General features: G+C 61.8%; 16 protein-coding genes and 1 pseudogene. 9 read left to right on the top strand and 8 right to left on the bottom strand.

From position 1 onward, the window contains the following. Positions 1–307 precede the first annotated feature (307 nt). Positions 308–567 (bottom strand): annotated as a pseudogene (locus tag So717_RS22175) (transposase); the annotation flags it as partial. 162 nt (positions 568–729) lie between these two features. On the opposite strand from So717_RS22175, the gene So717_RS02635 reads away from it, so the two are divergent. Next, entirely contained in the window at positions 730–906 is a 177-nt protein-coding gene (locus tag So717_RS02635; protein ID WP_159974638.1) for a hypothetical protein, read from the top strand. A 161-nt stretch (positions 907–1,067) separates the two neighbouring features. On the opposite strand, the gene pyrG is transcribed toward So717_RS02635, so the two are convergent. Both pyrG and secG read right to left on the bottom strand, forming a co-directional pair. Beyond that, the gene (pyrG, locus tag So717_RS02630; protein ID WP_159974637.1) at positions 1,068–2,711 is read right to left on the bottom strand and encodes a CTP synthase; all 1,644 of its coding nucleotides are present in this window, start codon (positions 2,709–2,711) and stop codon (positions 1,068–1,070) included. 170 nt (positions 2,712–2,881) lie between these two features. Beyond that, complete coding sequence (gene secG / locus So717_RS02625) at positions 2,882–3,247, bottom strand: preprotein translocase subunit SecG (protein ID WP_159974636.1); 366 nt, start codon at positions 3,245–3,247, stop codon at positions 2,882–2,884. Between the two features lie 321 nt (positions 3,248–3,568). On the opposite strand from secG, the gene nthA reads away from it, so the two are divergent. Genes nthA through So717_RS02610 form a run of 3 tightly spaced genes read left to right on the top strand, consistent with a single transcriptional unit; the run spans position 3,569 to position 5,159 of the window. Next, a complete protein-coding gene (nthA, locus tag So717_RS02620; protein ID WP_159974635.1) occupies positions 3,569–4,180 on the top strand; it encodes a nitrile hydratase subunit alpha in 612 nt (203 codons plus the stop codon). Beyond that, positions 4,177–4,848 carry a nitrile hydratase subunit beta gene (gene nthB, locus So717_RS02615; protein WP_159974634.1) on the top strand — a complete coding sequence of 224 codons (672 nt, stop codon included), beginning with the start codon at positions 4,177–4,179 and terminating at the stop codon, positions 4,846–4,848. Before nthA ends, nthB begins: the two co-directional genes overlap by 4 nt. Next, complete coding sequence (locus So717_RS02610) at positions 4,845–5,159, top strand: nitrile hydratase accessory protein (RefSeq protein WP_159974633.1); 315 nt, start codon at positions 4,845–4,847, stop codon at positions 5,157–5,159. Before nthB ends, So717_RS02610 begins: the two co-directional genes overlap by 4 nt. Positions 5,160–5,302: 143 nt before the next feature. Here the strand turns inward: So717_RS02610 and So717_RS02605 are convergent, their stop codons facing one another. Beyond that, complete coding sequence (locus tag So717_RS02605) at positions 5,303–5,698, bottom strand: DUF6524 family protein (protein ID WP_159974632.1); 396 nt, start codon at positions 5,696–5,698, stop codon at positions 5,303–5,305. 152 nt (positions 5,699–5,850) lie between these two features. On the opposite strand from So717_RS02605, the gene So717_RS02600 reads away from it, so the two are divergent. Together So717_RS02600 and So717_RS02595 are read left to right on the top strand one after the other, a co-directional pair. Then, positions 5,851–7,146: an adenylosuccinate synthase gene (locus tag So717_RS02600; protein WP_159974631.1), complete on the top strand. Its 1,296-nt coding sequence runs from the start codon at positions 5,851–5,853 to the stop codon at positions 7,144–7,146. 6 nt (positions 7,147–7,152) lie between these two features. Beyond that, a complete protein-coding gene (locus So717_RS02595; protein ID WP_159974630.1) occupies positions 7,153–7,377 on the top strand; it encodes a DUF2842 domain-containing protein in 225 nt (74 codons plus the stop codon). A gap of 242 nt (positions 7,378–7,619) precedes the next feature. Here So717_RS02595 and So717_RS02590 read toward each other — a convergent pair whose 3' ends face one another. Then, positions 7,620–9,206, bottom strand: a complete 1,587-nt coding sequence (locus So717_RS02590) for a hypothetical protein (RefSeq protein ID WP_238840614.1) — start codon at positions 9,204–9,206, stop codon at positions 7,620–7,622. Between the two features lie 221 nt (positions 9,207–9,427). Here So717_RS02590 and So717_RS02585 point away from each other — a divergent pair, with 221 nt between their 5' ends. Further along, complete coding sequence (locus tag So717_RS02585) at positions 9,428–10,147, top strand: thiamine diphosphokinase (protein ID WP_159974628.1); 720 nt, start codon at positions 9,428–9,430, stop codon at positions 10,145–10,147. On the opposite strand, the gene So717_RS02580 is transcribed toward So717_RS02585, so the two are convergent. The 3 genes from So717_RS02580 to So717_RS02570 form a co-directional block, all read right to left on the bottom strand. Beyond that, a complete protein-coding gene (locus tag So717_RS02580; protein ID WP_159974627.1) occupies positions 10,053–10,982 on the bottom strand; it encodes a DMT family transporter in 930 nt (309 codons plus the stop codon). The genes So717_RS02585 and So717_RS02580 overlap by 95 nt on opposite strands. A 61-nt stretch (positions 10,983–11,043) precedes the next feature. Continuing rightward, complete coding sequence (locus tag So717_RS02575; protein ID WP_159974626.1) at positions 11,044–12,417, bottom strand: L-serine ammonia-lyase; 1,374 nt, start codon at positions 12,415–12,417, stop codon at positions 11,044–11,046. After that, positions 12,418–13,110: a glutathione S-transferase family protein gene (locus So717_RS02570; RefSeq protein WP_159974625.1), complete on the bottom strand. Its 693-nt coding sequence runs from the start codon at positions 13,108–13,110 to the stop codon at positions 12,418–12,420. Positions 13,111–13,274: 164 nt separating this feature from the next. On the opposite strand from So717_RS02570, the gene rpiA reads away from it, so the two are divergent. After that, positions 13,275–14,063 (top strand): ribose-5-phosphate isomerase RpiA, encoded by a 789-nt coding sequence (gene rpiA / locus So717_RS02565; protein ID WP_159974624.1) that lies wholly within the window; start codon positions 13,275–13,277, stop codon positions 14,061–14,063. Positions 14,064–14,161: 98 nt separating this feature from the next. Further along, positions 14,162–15,625 carry an FAD-dependent oxidoreductase gene (locus tag So717_RS02560; RefSeq protein WP_159974623.1) on the top strand — a complete coding sequence of 488 codons (1,464 nt, stop codon included), beginning with the start codon at positions 14,162–14,164 and terminating at the stop codon, positions 15,623–15,625. The last annotated feature ends 73 nt before the right edge of the window (positions 15,626–15,698 follow it).

The raw sequence follows: 15,698 nt of genomic DNA, 5'->3' as shown, positions 1-15,698 counted from the left end.
AATCTGCAAAGCGCCGAGGTTGCGCTGCCAACTGCTGTTCCCTTTGAAACGTGCTGCAGCGTTTGGAGGGCAGGGATACACCGCCCTTCAGAACCTGGCCGACGATCAGGCGCCATGATTTCGAGAACTTGTGCTCCGCTTGGGGCAACGAAACCGGTCAAAAAGACCTCGCATGTGACGACTCGTGATGTTTGGCCATTCGGGCCATGTTTTGGGTCATTCTGATCACTAACTTTGGTTCGTCGGCAAGTGAGCTGTGATCGCTGGCCGGCCTTTTCTCCCGGATCGTCCGACGGTCGGACCTCCCTTTCTCGTCAATTCCGATGTATCTCTTGCGCCAGATGCGCCGCTTGGAGCCACCATGCTCTCGGGCATTCCACGCACCTTCGCTCTCAGCCTTGAGACCGGTGCTGGCTCCTGCACGGCAGTCGAAACGTAGTTTCGATGAGAGTGGATCAGAAGGGTCAGCGGCCCTTTCCCTCCACGGTAGGGGATCGCCACGGTCAGCTTTCGCTGGTGGCGGCACAAGGCGTTGATATCCGGGACCGGCCAGTCCAACCCGACCACGTCGTGGTTTTGTACGTCGTCGCGGCCCAACTGCTCAGGCCTGCTAGCTATCATGCTGGATTCATGCGGCGAACCCCTCGTCCGAGGCGTGCAACAGGGCCGTTGCACGACCACAATCCCGCCCTCTTGAACGCCCTTGGCAACCTGGTTCGGTGCATTCTGATGCCAGCCAACCGCGACGACACCGTCGACGTCGCGCCGTTGATCTGGGGCATCGAGTTCGGTGCGATGTTCGCTGACAAGGCCTTGGACAGCAATGGGATCATCGACGGCCTGAATGCGCGGAGCAAGGATCGTGATTTCGCAGCGACCTCAGCGCCTGCGCCCACTCGACATTGACGACGAGATGTACAAATGGCAGCACTCGATCAAGAGCTGCTTCCTGAAGTTGAAAGAATTCAAATGCATAGCGATGCGCTCGGCCAAGATGGGCACCTCCTATGCCGCCATGATCTGCCTTTGCGTCGCAATTATAGACCCAAGATGAATGTCCACAGATCCTAGACCAGCCTTGAAATCTCCTTGGCCGCGCGTATGAAATCGCGGAAGAGCGGGTGCGGATCGAAGGGTTTCGACTTCAGCTCGGGGTGGAACTGCACGCCGATGAACCACGGGTGGTCCGGCCACTCCACGATTTCGGGCAGTTTGCCGTCGGGGGACATGCCCGAGAAACACAGGCCTGCTGCCTCCAGTTTGTCGCGATACTTGATGTCGACCTCGTAGCGGTGGCGGTGGCGTTCGTCGATGCTGGTGGTGCCATAGACCTCCGCCACTTTCGATCCGGCGGTCAGCACCGCATCATAGGCGCCCAGACGCATGGTGCCACCTTTGTCGTCTTCGACTTTGCGGCTGACTTTGGCGTTGCCCTGAACCCACTCTTTCAGGTGATAGACCACCGGCTCAAACCGCTTCTTGCCCGCCTCGTGGTCGAACTCTTCGGAGCCCGCAGTCTTGATATCGGCCACATTGCGCGCGGCTTCGATCACGGCCATTTGCATGCCAAGGCAGATGCCCAAGTACGGCACTTTGCGGGTCCGGGCGAATTCTGCCGCCTTGATCTTGCCTTCGGTGCCGCGCTCGCCAAAGCCGCCGGGCACCAGGATTGCATGATAGCCTTCCAGATGCGGGGCCGCGTCTTGAGTGTCGAAAATCTCGGCGTCGACCCATTCCACCCGCACTTTCACGCGATTGGCCATGCCGCCGTGTGTCAGCGCTTCGGCGATGGACTTATAGGCGTCTTCTAACTGGGTGTATTTGCCGACGATCGCGACCTTCACTTCGCCTTCTGGGTTGTGCACCCGGTCGGAGACATCCTGCCAGACCGTCAGATCCGGGCGCGGAGCGGGGGAGATGTCAAACGCATCCAGCACCGCCTGATCGAGCCCCTGCTTATGATAGGCCAGCGGCGCGTCGTAGATTGTCTTAAGGTCATAGGCGGCCACAACAGCCTCCTTGCGCACGTTACAGAAGAGCGCGATCTTCTCACGCTCCTTCTCGGGGATTGGCTGCTCAGAGCGGCAGACCAGAATATCCGGCGCGATCCCGATGCTTTGTAGCTCTTTCACGGAGTGCTGCGTGGGCTTGGTTTTCAGTTCACCCGACGCGGCCAGATAGGGCAGCAGCGTCAGATGCATGAAGATGCACTGCCCGCGCGGTTTGTCGTGGCTGTACTGACGAATAGCCTCAAAAAACGGCAGCCCCTCGATGTCGCCCACAGTGCCGCCAATCTCGCAGAGCATGAAATCGACCTCATCGCCGCCGATGTCGAGGAAGGCCTTGATCTCATTTGTTACATGGGGGACCACCTGAATGGTCTTGCCAAGGTAGTCGCCGCGCCGCTCCTTCTCCAGCACGTTGGAATAGATGCGGCCCGAGGAGACGGAATCGGTATGGCGCGCCGGCACGCCGGTGAAGCGCTCGTAGTGCCCAAGATCGAGGTCCGTCTCGGCACCATCGTCCGTGACAAAGACCTCACCATGCTCGAACGGCGACATGGTGCCGGGGTCGACGTTCAAATAGGGATCCAGTTTGCGTAAGCGCACCGAAAAGCCGCGCGCCTGCAACAGCGCGCCAAGAGCCGCCGAGGATAGCCCCTTGCCGAGGGAGGACACCACACCGCCGGTGATAAAGATATAGCGTGCCATTGTCAGATATGCTCCCGTGCATTTTTGCGGTTGAACAGCCGCCCTGAGAGGCTGCGGATGTCGCAGGTCCACGGGACTTAAGCTTATCAGGATTCGGGTGTCGGACGCAAGGCATGCCGCAACATGATGTTGCGAAACATCTCACATCCGCAAGGGGTTGTAGTGAGGGGTTAATCCGCTGTTGGAACCAGAGGCGCGTTGTCATCCGGGCTTGGCGGCAGCAACAGATCCCCTTCCGGTACGGCCGGGGCGTCACTCTCGTTCAGCGCAGGCGGGGTGATCCCCAACCGGTCCACAACCGAGGATCCGGAGGCGTTTTCCGCAGCAAAAATCGTCAGCGTGATCGACGTGCAGATGAAGGCAATCGCCAGCAGCCAGGTGACCTTGCCCAGAGCCGTGGCCGCCGCGCGCCCGGTCATGGCGCCACCTCCGCCTCCACCCATGCCCAGGCCACCACCTTCGGAGCGCTGCATCAGCACAACGGCGATCAGGCTGAGCGCCAGAATGAGGTGGATGATCAGGACGACGTTTTCCATGGGTGACCCAATGCGGTTCGATTTGCTTTGGGCGTATCTAGGCAAGTTTGCCGGGGCTCGCAAGGGAGGATTGCCGCGACGCACCGGCACGCCCACACGCCAAGACCGTCGCCTGTTGTCTCCGCCGGGCGACGGTCTGCTGAAGCTGTTCTCTCATGCGCCGGGTTAAGAGGGCTATCCTGGAATTGAGGCGCTGCAGACTCACTTCGTGCGAAAACCGTAACACGTTTTGCGGGAAAAATCGTCGGGAAAAGCGCGCCTGTGGATAACTACGGCGGGTCTTTGCTGGACAATGGCGCCGGGGCGGCTCACTGTCTGGGCATGCCACATGATGATCCCGACCACCCGCATGAGCTTTTGCCGCCTGACCCCGCCTTGCGCGTCAAGGCGTTGGAGACCATCCTGACCAAAAAGGGGCTGGTCGATCCCGCCGCTCTGGACGAGATCATCGACATCTATGAAAACAAGATTGGCCCGCGCAATGGTGCCCATGTGGTGGCCAAAGCCTGGAACGATCCGGCTTTCATGGCGGCCTTGCTGGAGGACGCCACACCGGTGGTCGCCGATCTGGGGTACTACGGGCGGCAGGGTGAGCATATGGTGGCGGTTGAGAACACAGACGCTGTCCATAACATGGTCGTCTGTACCTTGTGCAGCTGCTACCCGTGGCCACTTCTGGGCATCCCGCCCACATGGTACAAGTCAGACGCCTATCGCGCGCGTGCGGTGCGTGAACCCCGGGCGGTGCTGGCTGACTTTGATGTGACGCTGCCGGACGAGACTGCTGTGCGTGTCTGGGATTCCACTGCCGAGGTCCGGTATCTGGTCATTCCGCAGCGCCCGGACGGGACCGAGGGCCTGTCGGTGGACGAGTTGATGGCGCTGGTCACCCGCGACAGCATGATCGGCACCGGATTGGCGCGCACACCATGACCCGCGTGCATGACATGGGCGGGCGCTTCGGTGATGGCCCGGTGACGCCCGAGCCGGAGGGGGAGGTTTTTCACGAAGACTGGCACAAGCGGGCGCTGGCGATCACTCTGGCAGCCGCAGCTCATGGCAAATGGAACATCGATATCTCCCGCCATGCGCGGGAGCGATTGGCGCCCAAGGACTACGCGCGATTTTCTTACTATGAAAAATGGATGGCCGGTCTGGCGGATCTGCTGGTGGACACCGGCCTTGTGAGCCGTGCGGAATTGGCGGGTGCTGCGCCGGATGTGAGTAGCGACACAAGCCGCACCCTGCGCGCCGAAGGTGTGGCGCCGATGCTGGCGGCAGGCGGTCCGGCGGACCGGCCCAGTGATGTGCCGCAGCAGTTTCAGCCGGGCGATGCCGTTGTCACCCGCCGGATCTCCGCGAACCGGTTGGTGGATGGTGGCCATACCCGGCTGCCGGTCTATGCCGCCGGCGCATGTGGGTGCGTCCTGCGGGTCCATGGCACCCATATCCTGCCCGACAGCTCCGCCCACCGGTTGGGGGAGGCCGCAGAGCCGCTCTATGCTGTGGTTTTCCCCGCGTCGGAGCTTTGGGCGCAGCCGGAGCATCCAAAAGACGAGATCGTGCTCGATCTGTGGCAAAGCTATTTGGTGCCCGCGTGACCGAGGTGCCAACCCCTGTCTTCGATGCGCCCTGGCACGCACAGGTCTTTGCGCTGACCGTGCATTTGAATGAGTCCGGCCACTTTGATTGGCCGGACTGGGCGGCGCTTTTCGGCGCGACACTCAAGCGTCATGGGCTCGACAAGGATCTCAACGGCGGAGACGATTATTTCGGGGCCTGGCTGGACACATTGGAAGCGATGCTCGCAACCCTCAACCTGACAGATGGCGCTGAGACGGAGCGGATGCGTGCCGCCTGGGAGACAGTTTATCTGACCACGCCACACGGCGCGCCCGTCCGGCTGCCATAGAGGGCAAGCCGCAGAGTTTCTCGCGATAAGGTTTCAGCGGTCTCCCGGCGGAAACGCCGGGCAGTGTCCGCCCCCCTTCGATTGGGGGGAAGGACACTTCGTCGGTCGATCGCGGGCCCGTCTCCCAAGCACATGCAACCACCTCAATCGTCGATGTCATCCACATCGGATTGACCGGAAAGCGCGCGGCGCACGTGGCTCCAGCTCAGCCCGATGCCCAAAACCAGCGACAGCGCCAGAAGTCCAAGCCAGACATTCAGACTGGAATTGTCGAGCCTTAGAACACCCAGATCATAGAGCACCCAGACCAACGCGCCCACAACGGCCAGCACCAGCATCATGCCGCCCGCGCCAATCGAGCGCAGCGTGGCCCGCAAGTAGATGATGTAGCCGATGGCCAGGAGCAGCCCCAGCAGCACGGCAATGGACAGATTCATGCCGCCATAGCCCTGGACCCAGTTCACGTAGTTATACTGCGTTGGGTTGAAGGTCAGTGCCAGCAGCGCAAAGGCAAAAACCCACCGTGTCAGAAACCCCATTGACCTGCCTGCCTCCGTCTTGGTTTGGCGGCGGGACGTTGGCGCATCGGAGGCGGAAAGTCCATGCGGCCTGAGGTGGTCTTTTGCCCTTTCGCCCCTCAGGCTGTGCCGCTATACCGGCGCGGGTTTGAACACACCAAAGGGGACCGGGTATGGCAAATGTCGTTGTTGTCGGCGCGCAGTGGGGCGACGAGGGGAAAGGCAAGATTGTCGACTGGTTGTCGGAGCGGGCGGATGTGATCGCCCGGTTCCAGGGCGGGCACAACGCCGGGCATACGCTGGTGATCGACGGCAAGGTCTATAAGCTGAACGCGCTGCCGTCGGGTGTGGTGCGGGGCGGCAAGCTCTCGGTGATCGGCAATGGTGTGGTGCTGGACCCCTGGCATCTGCTGAAAGAGATCGAGACGATCCGTGCGCAGGGTGTCGAGATCACGCCAGAAACGCTGATGATTGCGGAAAACACGCCCTTGATCCTGCCGATCCATGGGGAGCTGGACCGTGCCCGCGAAGATGCGGCCAGCACAGGCACCAAGATCGGCACCACCGGGCGCGGGATTGGCCCGGCCTATGAGGACAAGGTGGGGCGGCGCTCGGTCCGGGTGGCCGATCTGGCAGATCCGGCGACGCTGGAGGCGCGTGTGGACCGGGCGTTGCAACACCATGACCCGTTGCGTCGCGGCTTAGGGATTGAGCCCGTGGACCGCGACGCGCTGCTGGCGCAGCTGCGCGAGATTGCACCGGGCATTCTGGACTATGCCGCTCCGGTCTGGAAAGTGCTGGGTGAGAAGCGCAAGGCCGGCAAGCGGATCTTGTTCGAAGGCGCGCAAGGCGCGCTGCTGGATATCGATTTTGGCACCTATCCTTTTGTCACCTCTTCCAACGTGATCGCCGGGCAGGCCGCCACCGGGGTCGGGATGGGGCCGGGAGCCATTTCTTATGTGCTTGGCATCGTGAAAGCCTATACCACTCGCGTGGGCGAGGGGCCGTTTCCGTCCGAACTGGATGATGCCGATGGTCAGCGTCTGGGCGAGCGCGGGCATGAATTTGGCACCGTGACCGGCCGCAAACGGCGCTGCGGCTGGTTTGATGCGGTCCTGGTGCGACAGACCTGTGCGACCTCGGGCGTCAATGGGATCGCGCTGACCAAACTCGACGTTCTGGACGGGTTCGAGACGCTGAAAATCTGTGTGGGTTACGAGTTGGATGGCACGCGGATGGATTATCTGCCCACGGCGGCAGACCATCAGGCGCGGTGCGCGCCGATCTACGAGGAAATGCCCGGCTGGTCCGAGTCCACCGAGGGTGCGCGCAGTTGGGCCGATCTGCCCGCGAACGCCATCAAATACGTGCGCCGGGTGGAGGAGTTGATCGACTGCCCGGTTGCACTACTCTCTACCTCGCCCGAACGCGAGGACACCATCCTTGTGACGGATCCCTTTTCCGACTGAGGTTTCATGCCCGTTAGCTACAAGACCCGCCGCCGCCTGTCGCTCCTGATCCTGCTGGTCGCCTTACCGGCCTATATCGTGGCGGCGGTGACGGTGGTGAACTGGCTGGAACGCCCGTCCATTCTGGTTGAATTACTGGTCTACGCGGGGCTTGGAATTGTCTGGGCGTTGCCGTTCAAGTTCATCTTTCGCGGCATTGGCCAGGCCGATCCTGATCGGATGGACAGTTAGTGTGCGGCACGTTTCAACTGGCATCACTGACATTGGACGCCGGGCAAGCCCGTGGTTTGCGCACCGGGGTGACGCACGAGACCTTGCCCAGCATCCGGCCTGATGACCGAAATAGGTTCGCTTCCGCTCGGCGGGATCGTTCGGCGAATGCAGCGCCGTGATGTTGGCAAGGGGTACAGCCTGTCAGAACGACGATGGCAAATGAATGTGGTTTGGCCTTTTTTGTTTGATTGCGACTGGGGTCACCCGGCGTCTTTTTCCGGTCTGAAACCTATAGTGTCCGCTGCCTGAAAGCGTCCGCTGCCGATTTTTTCGATCTTGCCCGCCTCAAGCAGTTTGGCAAAACCGCGCAGCGCCTCTTCGCGGTGGAAATTCTCGGCATCGGCCTGCCGCGCATGTGTCATCAGCTGAGGGCGCGAGAAAACCTCGCGGCCTTCAACAAACCGCATATGGGCTGCGGCGGCCTCTAGCAAGTCGGGCAATTGAGTGACGCCCCACGCTTCGGCGAAGGCCGCAAAACCGATGCCGGCTGGCAACGTGGACTCTCTTTCGGCGGGGATGCGGCGAGGTGTGACGCGGCTCGCATCAGGAGGCGAATCTCCGACCCGCTGTTCGGGGGTCAACTTGAGTGGGGCGGGCGCGGAATCTTCAGGGCGCTCGGCCCGCTGTCCGGCGGACAAAAGGCGGAGCGGTCCAATAGCCTGGGCAAGATCATGTCGATAGGGCCGGGTTGTCTCATCCTCAGTCGCGGCATGCTGCATGCTCTCGTCGACGGAGCGCGCCGCCACTGCCGCACGAAGATGCGCAAAGGCGTCGCGTCGCGTGGTGCCATCGGGATCGCCCATCTTTTGTTCTGCTTCGGCCATGAGGCGCGAGACATCGTCTGCGTCGCTTTTATCGACGGGAGGCAGCTTCGCCTCGGAGGTGCGAGGGGTCGTAGTGTCGCGCGGTCGCGTTCCAAACTCACCAGCGGCAAGAGCCGCCTCCAGATCAGCACGATCTACCTTCAGAACGCGGCCCCCCACTGCTGATCGCAGCCGTGGCTTCGTCTGCTCCGTCGGGACGATGGTTTCGCGTCTGTTATCTATGTCCAACGCGCTCTCATCGTCACCGGGCATCAATGCCGCGTCGTCAGGTGTTGCATGCGGCGCATCTTCGTCGGCCACCCTGATTTCACGCTCAATCTGCCTCAGCGCAATCTGCAGGTCGTCCGGAGGGGGGGATGTGTGCTGATCTGGCCCCTCTCTCGGGCTTGTCTCAGCCTTCACTGTATCGGATTTTTCCGCTCTTTCGCCCGGCGGTTGATCGTGGTCCTGCTCGGCGCTGGCCTCGCCAGCAGGCGTGTCTGTCGTCTCAGCCGTTTTGGGCCGATGCCCGACAAGCTCACGAATGCGGTGTAGCTTTGCGGCGGTATCGGGATCTAGTGCCGTCTTGATCGTGATGGAAGGCGCGGGTTTGGCCACAGCCCTGTCACCTGCGTCCTGGTCTGATTGTCGTGGTCCGCGTGTGTGATCCTGACTTGGCGCATCCTTTGCCCTGGGGGTTCCCTCATCTGCATCTGATGCCTCAAGGCGGACATCGACCGCCGCGGGCGGCACCTCGGCTCGCTTGTCCGCGCCCTCGACGACGGATGCGCCCTTGGTTGTCACTTTTCTGTCCGCGCGGGGGCGCAGCGGGAGACTGCCGTCAGTGCCCTGAGCGTCGATGCGGCGGCTGACCTCGTGCCGGGCCAGGCGCGTCGCTTCATCCGTTTGCGTTTGAGGAGGCTCCACGCCAAAATACCGGTCTTCCGCCGCAAGCTCGCGAAAATACTCGGTAATGGCCTTCATCGCTTCAAGAGAGTCGTCAAACCCTTCCAGCGTGCAGGAAAACGTTCCATAAGAAACAGTTAGAATCTTGCTGCTCTGCGTCATCCAATGCTCGTCTTATGCCTGTTTTCAACGACCGGTCTCAAATAGCTGGGTAGGCCAAGGCGGCGCCAATCCGTGGTCATGGCGGCACCACGCGTCGCCTGCGTGTTTCTACTGTCTGAAAAGGTCGTTAATCTTCGATGAATAATAAAATTTTAGAGCAATCGAACCCGGTCACCTTGGTGGGGGGCGGCGCTCTCTTGGACAGAGATCTGCGGGCTGCCCTGGCCCTTGCGCCGACCTGCGTGGCGGCTGATGGCGGCGCCGAGGCGGTGCTGGCCGCAGGCGTTCCCCTGGCTGCGGTGATTGGGGATATGGATTCCATATCGCAGGCAGCTCTGGCGCGGATCCCGCCGGAGTGCCAGCATAGGATCACCGAACAGGACAGCACGGATTTCGACAAGGCGCTGCGCCATATCTCCGCGCCGCTTGTGCTTGCGGTGGGCTTTTGCGGTCGGCGTATCGATCATCAGTTGGCGGCGTTGCACACCCTTGTGATGCGATCCGATGCCTGTTGTCTTATGGTGGGCGATGAGGATGTCATCTTCCTCTGCCCGCCATTGTTTGAGATGCCGATGGAGCCGGGCACCCGTGTGTCTTTGTTCCCAATGGGCGCCGTAACAGGCCGGTCAGACGGTTTGGAGTGGCCCATCGACGGGCTTGCGTTCGCGCCAGATGGGCAGTCCGGCACGTCCAACCGCGCCACCGGCAGGCTGCGTCTGGAGGTGGATGCGCCTGCGCTGCTGTGCATCCTGCCGCGCGCCTCTATGGCAGCGGCTGCGGAGACACTCCTGGCGCTGCCACGGCACGCGCGCTGGCCCGCTCGCGCAGCACCACATAAAGCCCCGCCAGCATCGTGATGAGAATGCCCAGGGCCGCAAGCGGATTGGGCAGGTCGCCAAACACGATGAAGCCAATCACGGTCGCAAAGGGTATTTCGAGGTATTGCATGGGCGCAAGGGTTGCCGAGGGCGCGTAGCGCAGCGACCAGGTCATCAACAGGTGGGCAAAGGTGCCCAGCAGCCCGATGCTGAGCAGCAGGGTCCAGTCCGTTGCGTCGACAGCGATCCACTGCAGGTTCCAGACACCGCTGTTCTGCGACAGCAACACGATGGGGATCATCACGGTCACCGCCATTACCCCGCTGACGGCCTGCAGGCCAATTGGATCCGTCTCGCGTGCAATCTGCCGGGTGACAAGCATGAAGAAGGCGAAGTTGACCGCCACCACAACGGGCAGAAGCGCGGGCCAGCCCACGTTCTGAAAGCTCGGCTGCACCACCAGCAGCGTGCCGATGAACCCGACGATACAGGCGGCCAACCGGCGCGATCCGACCTCTTCGTTCAACGCGTATTTGCCCAAAAGCAGCATGATGAAAGGCATCACGAAGGCAATCGCGACCGCATCGGCCAAGGGCAGATACTTGAGCGCCGTGACCATCGCGCCGATCCCGAAGATATGCAGCAGCGTGCGCACAAAGGTCAGGGTCAGGATACGTCCTCGAGCGCGCCATTGTCGGCCCGTCCACCAGACCAGCGGGATCAGCACAACCGCCTGCACGGCAAAGCGCACAAGCACCAATTGCCCGACCGGAACGGTTTCTCCGAGGATTTTGGCAATGGCATCACCCACCGGTGCCAGAATGCAGAATCCCAGCATCAGCATGATTCCAAGCAGGGGACGATCTGGACTCATGCCGCGACCGTAGAGGCGGCTTTCAGTCAATGCAAGAAACCCTTACAGGGTGACTCAAGTTTCAGCAGTTTGGCACATTTACGGCCAACCCGCCGAGCGAGGTTTCCTTGTATTTCTCTGACATATCCGCCCCGGTCTGGCGCATGGTTTCGATGCAGGCGTCCAGCGGAACAAGATGCGTCCCATCGCCGCGCAGGCTGAGTGAGGCGGCGGAAACCGCCTTGATCGCGCCCAGTCCGTTGCGTTCGATACAGGGCACCTGCACCAGCCCTTTCACCGGGTCGCAGGTCATGCCGAGGTGATGTTCCAGCGCGATCTCGGCCGCGTTTTCCACCTGCTGGGGCGTGCCGCCCATCACCGCGCAGAGCCCGGCGGCAGCCATGGCCGCAGCAGACCCGACCTCGGCCTGACATCCGGCCTCGGCGCCGGAGATCGAGGCATTGTATTTCACCAACCCGCCGATGGCCGCCGCTGTCAGCAGGAAGTCCTCGATATGCGCCTCAGAGGCGCCGGGCACATGGTCGAGATAGTAACGCAAGGTCGCCGGCAACACGCCCGCCGCGCCATTGGTGGGCGCGGTCACCACCTGGCCCCCGGCGGCGTTCTCCTCATTCACCGCCATGGCGTAGACGCTCATCCAGTCATTGATGGTATGCGGTGCGGTCAGGTTCATGCCGCGCTCTTCCATCAGCTTGTCATGGATGCCCTTGGCGCGACGCTTGACCGACAGACCACCGGGCAGGATGCCTTCTGTGCTCAGCCCCCTGTCGATGCAGTCATTCATCACCTGCCAGAGCTGCGCCGTGCCGGACTTGAGGTTTTCGGCGCCACCGCGCGAGATTTCATTGGCGCGTTTCATGGCGGCAATGGAGCGGCCCGAGGCGGCAGACATCTCCAGCATCTGTGCGGCGGTCTTGAACGGGAAGGGCACGGGCGCGCCTTCATCGCTGTCCTTGCCCTCGGCCAGCTCACTTTCCGTCATCACAAAGCCGCCGCCAATGGAGTAATAAACCTCTCTCAGGATCACGTCGCCCTGCGCATCCGTGGCCATCAGCATCATACCGTTGGCATGGCCGTCCAGCACCGTGTCAAAATCAAAGATCAGATCCGTTTCGGGATCAAACGCCAGCTCCGGCAGACCCTCGGGCTGCAACTTGCGCTCGGCCTTGATGGTCTCCAGCGCGGCATCCGCCTTCTCGCGGTCGTAGGTTTCGGGCACAAAGCCTGCCAGCCCCAGAATGGTGGCCCGGTCGGTCGCATGGCCGACACCGGTGAAGGCCAGCGAGCCATGCAGCGACGCGCGCAGCCCGGCAAAGGCAAAGGGTGAGGCGCGCATCAAGTCCAGAAACCGGGCCGCCGCCACCATCGGACCCATGGTGTGCGAGGACGAGGGGCCAATCCCCACCTTGAACATCTCGAAAACCGACAAGAACATCTAAAGCGCGCTTCCTTCGGGTGGGTTGGGCGCCTGCGGCGCGGTGAACGGGGTGGGGCCCAGCCCTTCGGCAGCTTGCGCAGTCCTGGTGCTGGCCCGACTCTCCAGCCGGGATGCGACATGATGTAGGGCAGGGAAGCTGGCAAGGTCAAACCAGCTGCGGTCGCTGTCTTGCGGGTAGATCTGAACCCACCGCAGCATCGGAGCGAGATAGAGGTCGAGGACAGTTGGCTCTGCCGTAGGGCGCCAATGGGCTTCGAGGATTTTCAAATGGCTGAGAATGTTCTGCCGGGTCTCAGTCTGCAGACGCGCCTGATGGGCGGGGTCGTCCCCGATGTAGCTGCCGGGATAGAACAACCGGCGCAGCGCTGGGTGCAGCGTGTTGGAGAGGTAGAATAGCCATTTCAGCAGATCGCCCCGATCCGGGCTGTCGGGAGATGGCGCGAGGCCACCGTGACGGTCCGCCAGCCACAGCAGGATCGCACCGGTCTCGAACATTGCCCCCTCCGGTGTCTCCAGGGCGGGGATCAGCCCATTGGGGTTGAGTGCGAGATGCGCGGGCGCACGCTGGCCGCCCTGGTGCCGATCGACCAGATGGGTGCGGTAGGGCACCGCAAGCTCCTCCAGCGCCAGCCGGATGACCAAAGACGCATTGTCGGGCGCGTAGTGCAGAATGTAGCGTGGAGCGTCCATGCGTCCGTCCTAGCGTGATTCCCGTGCGCCTTGGCAGTGGAAAGCGACATCTTACCGCCGCTTCGCGCGGCGGTGGCGCTGATCTGGCGGGTTTGCAAAAACAGCCCTCGCACCCCGGAGGCTTGTTTCCTATAAGGCAAGGCAGCCGCCGGAGGAATCTGCCCATGCCCACTGACCTGTCGCCCATTGAAAAGGCCAAGTTCGTTGCCGCAAAACGCGCCTCGCAACTGGTGGAAGACGGTATGCGTGTGGGCTTGGGCACAGGATCCACTGCGGCCTGGCTGGTGCGCTGTTTGGGCGAGCGGGTGCGCGACGAGGGGTTGCAGATCACGGCTGTGCCGACCTCCATCCGCACCGCTGAGCTGGCGCGTGAGGTGGGCATCGAGGTGGTTACGCTCGATCAGGCGAAATGGCTGGATCTGACCATTGACGGTGCCGATGAATTTGACCCGCAGCTGGGGCTGATCAAGGGCGGAGGCGGCGCGCTGCTGCAGGAGAAGATCGTGGCCACCGCCTCCGATACCATGGTGGTCATCGCGGATGCGGGCAAGGAGGTGGCGACGCTCGGGGCTTTTCCGCTGCCGGTTGAGGTGATCCCCTTCGGGTTTCAGACCACGCGGGCGCTGGTCGAGGAAACGTTGGGGTCGATGGACGTGCTCGGGCGCGAGACGGCCCTGCGGATGGATGGAGACGCGCCCTTTGTCACAGATGAGGGCAACCGCATTCTTGATCTGCACCTCAAACGCATCGGTAATGCCCGGCAGACGGCACTGGCGCTGAACCAGATCCCCGGCGTGGTGGAAAATGGCCTTTTCATTGACATTTGTGATCGGGTGATCATCGGCTACGGTGATGGTCGCATCGAGATGCGCGACCTTGACAATGGCCCGGTCGAGACCGGCAGGCTCGACTTTGTCGATAGCGATAACATCTTTGCCGACCTGCCCGACTAAACATGCTTCCGCGCTGACAGCCTCGTGATGTGGCAAAGGCGCGGCCCCCGCTTATATACACATCCTCAAGTTCCAAAGACCCCGAAAGGTGCCCCCCGATGAGCGATTTTGACTACGATCTATTTGTCATCGGTGGCGGCTCAGGCGGCGTTCGTGCAGCGCGGGTTGCCGCAGGTGACGCGGGGGCGAAAGTGGCGCTGGCAGAAGATGATCGCTATGGCGGGACCTGCGTCATTCGCGGCTGCGTGCCAAAGAAGCTGATGGTCTTTGCCAGCGAATACGCCGGCGTCGTCGAGGATGCGGCCTCCTACGGCTGGGATCTGAAAAACGGGCCGTTTGATTGGGTGTCATTCCAGAGCCGGCTCAACAAGGAACTGGACCGGCTGGAACAAGTCTACCGCGATCTGCTCAAAGGATCAGGCGTGGAAACATTCGACGCCCGTGCGCGGGTCTCGGGTACGCATGAGGTGACGCTGTCGACCGGAGAGACCAAAAGCGCCAAACATATCCTGATTGCCACCGGCGGACAACCGGTGCGGCCAGACATGCCGAACGCCCATCTTGGCATCGTTTCTGATGATATCTTCCATATGGAAACTCTGCCCAAGTCCCTGCTGATCGTAGGCGGCGGTTACATCGCCTGTGAATTTGCGGGTATCATGAACGGGTTGGGGGTCGAGGTAACGCAATACTACCGGGGGGCACAGATCCTGAGGGGGTTCGACGAGGAAGCGCGCGGTCTGGTGGCCGAATCCATGCGCGAGCGCGGGATCGATCTGCGGGTTGGCACCAATATCGTAGAAATGGCACCCGCCAGCGAGGATCACACAGCCAGTTGGACAGGCACCGCCTCCGATGCGGCGATGGGCGCAGATGTGCAACAACGCCAGGAGATGCAGGCGGAGGTCGATGGTCCGCAAGGGCCAGTTTGGGTGAAGTCGACCACCGGACAGGAACGGGTCTTTGACATGGTGCTCTTCGCCACCGGGCGGGACCCCAACACTAAGGATATGGGGCTGGAAGAGGTCGGCGTGAAACTGGGCCGTCGCGGTCAGATCGAAGTGGATGCGTACAGCCAGACGGCGGTGCCCTCGATCTACGCGATTGGCGATGTAACCGACCGGGTGAATCTAACCCCTGTGGCCATCCGCGAGGGCATGGCGTTTGTGGAAACGGTGTTCAAGGGCAATCCGACATCGGTGGATCACGAGCTGATCCCGTCAGCGATTTTCACACAACCCGAGATGGGCACCGTTGGCCTCAGCGAGGAAGACGCGCGGGAGCAGGAGCCGGTTGAGATCTACTGCACGTCGTTCAGGCCCATGCAGACCGCCTTTGCCGGACGGCCTGATCGGGTTCTGATGAAGCTGGTGGTGTCCAAGGAAACCCGCAAGGTTCTGGGCTGTCACATCGTCGCACCACATGCGGGTGAGATGATCCAACTGGCAGGTGTTGCGATCAAGATGGGCGCGACCAAGGAAGACTTCGACCGGACTGTGGCGGTGCATCCCACGATGTCGGAAGAGATCGTGACCATGCGCAACCCGATGCGCACGGCTTGAATTTCGCGTGACCACACGTACCTATGGCATGAATTTGATCGCCTGTTGGGCGACCTAGGAGGGAAAGAGACTG

Origin of the sequence: Roseobacter cerasinus (assembly GCF_009811755.1) — a bacterium.
Classification (GTDB): domain Bacteria; phylum Pseudomonadota; class Alphaproteobacteria; order Rhodobacterales; family Rhodobacteraceae; genus Roseobacter; species Roseobacter cerasinus.
This window is presented reverse-complemented; position numbering and strand designations above follow the sequence as displayed.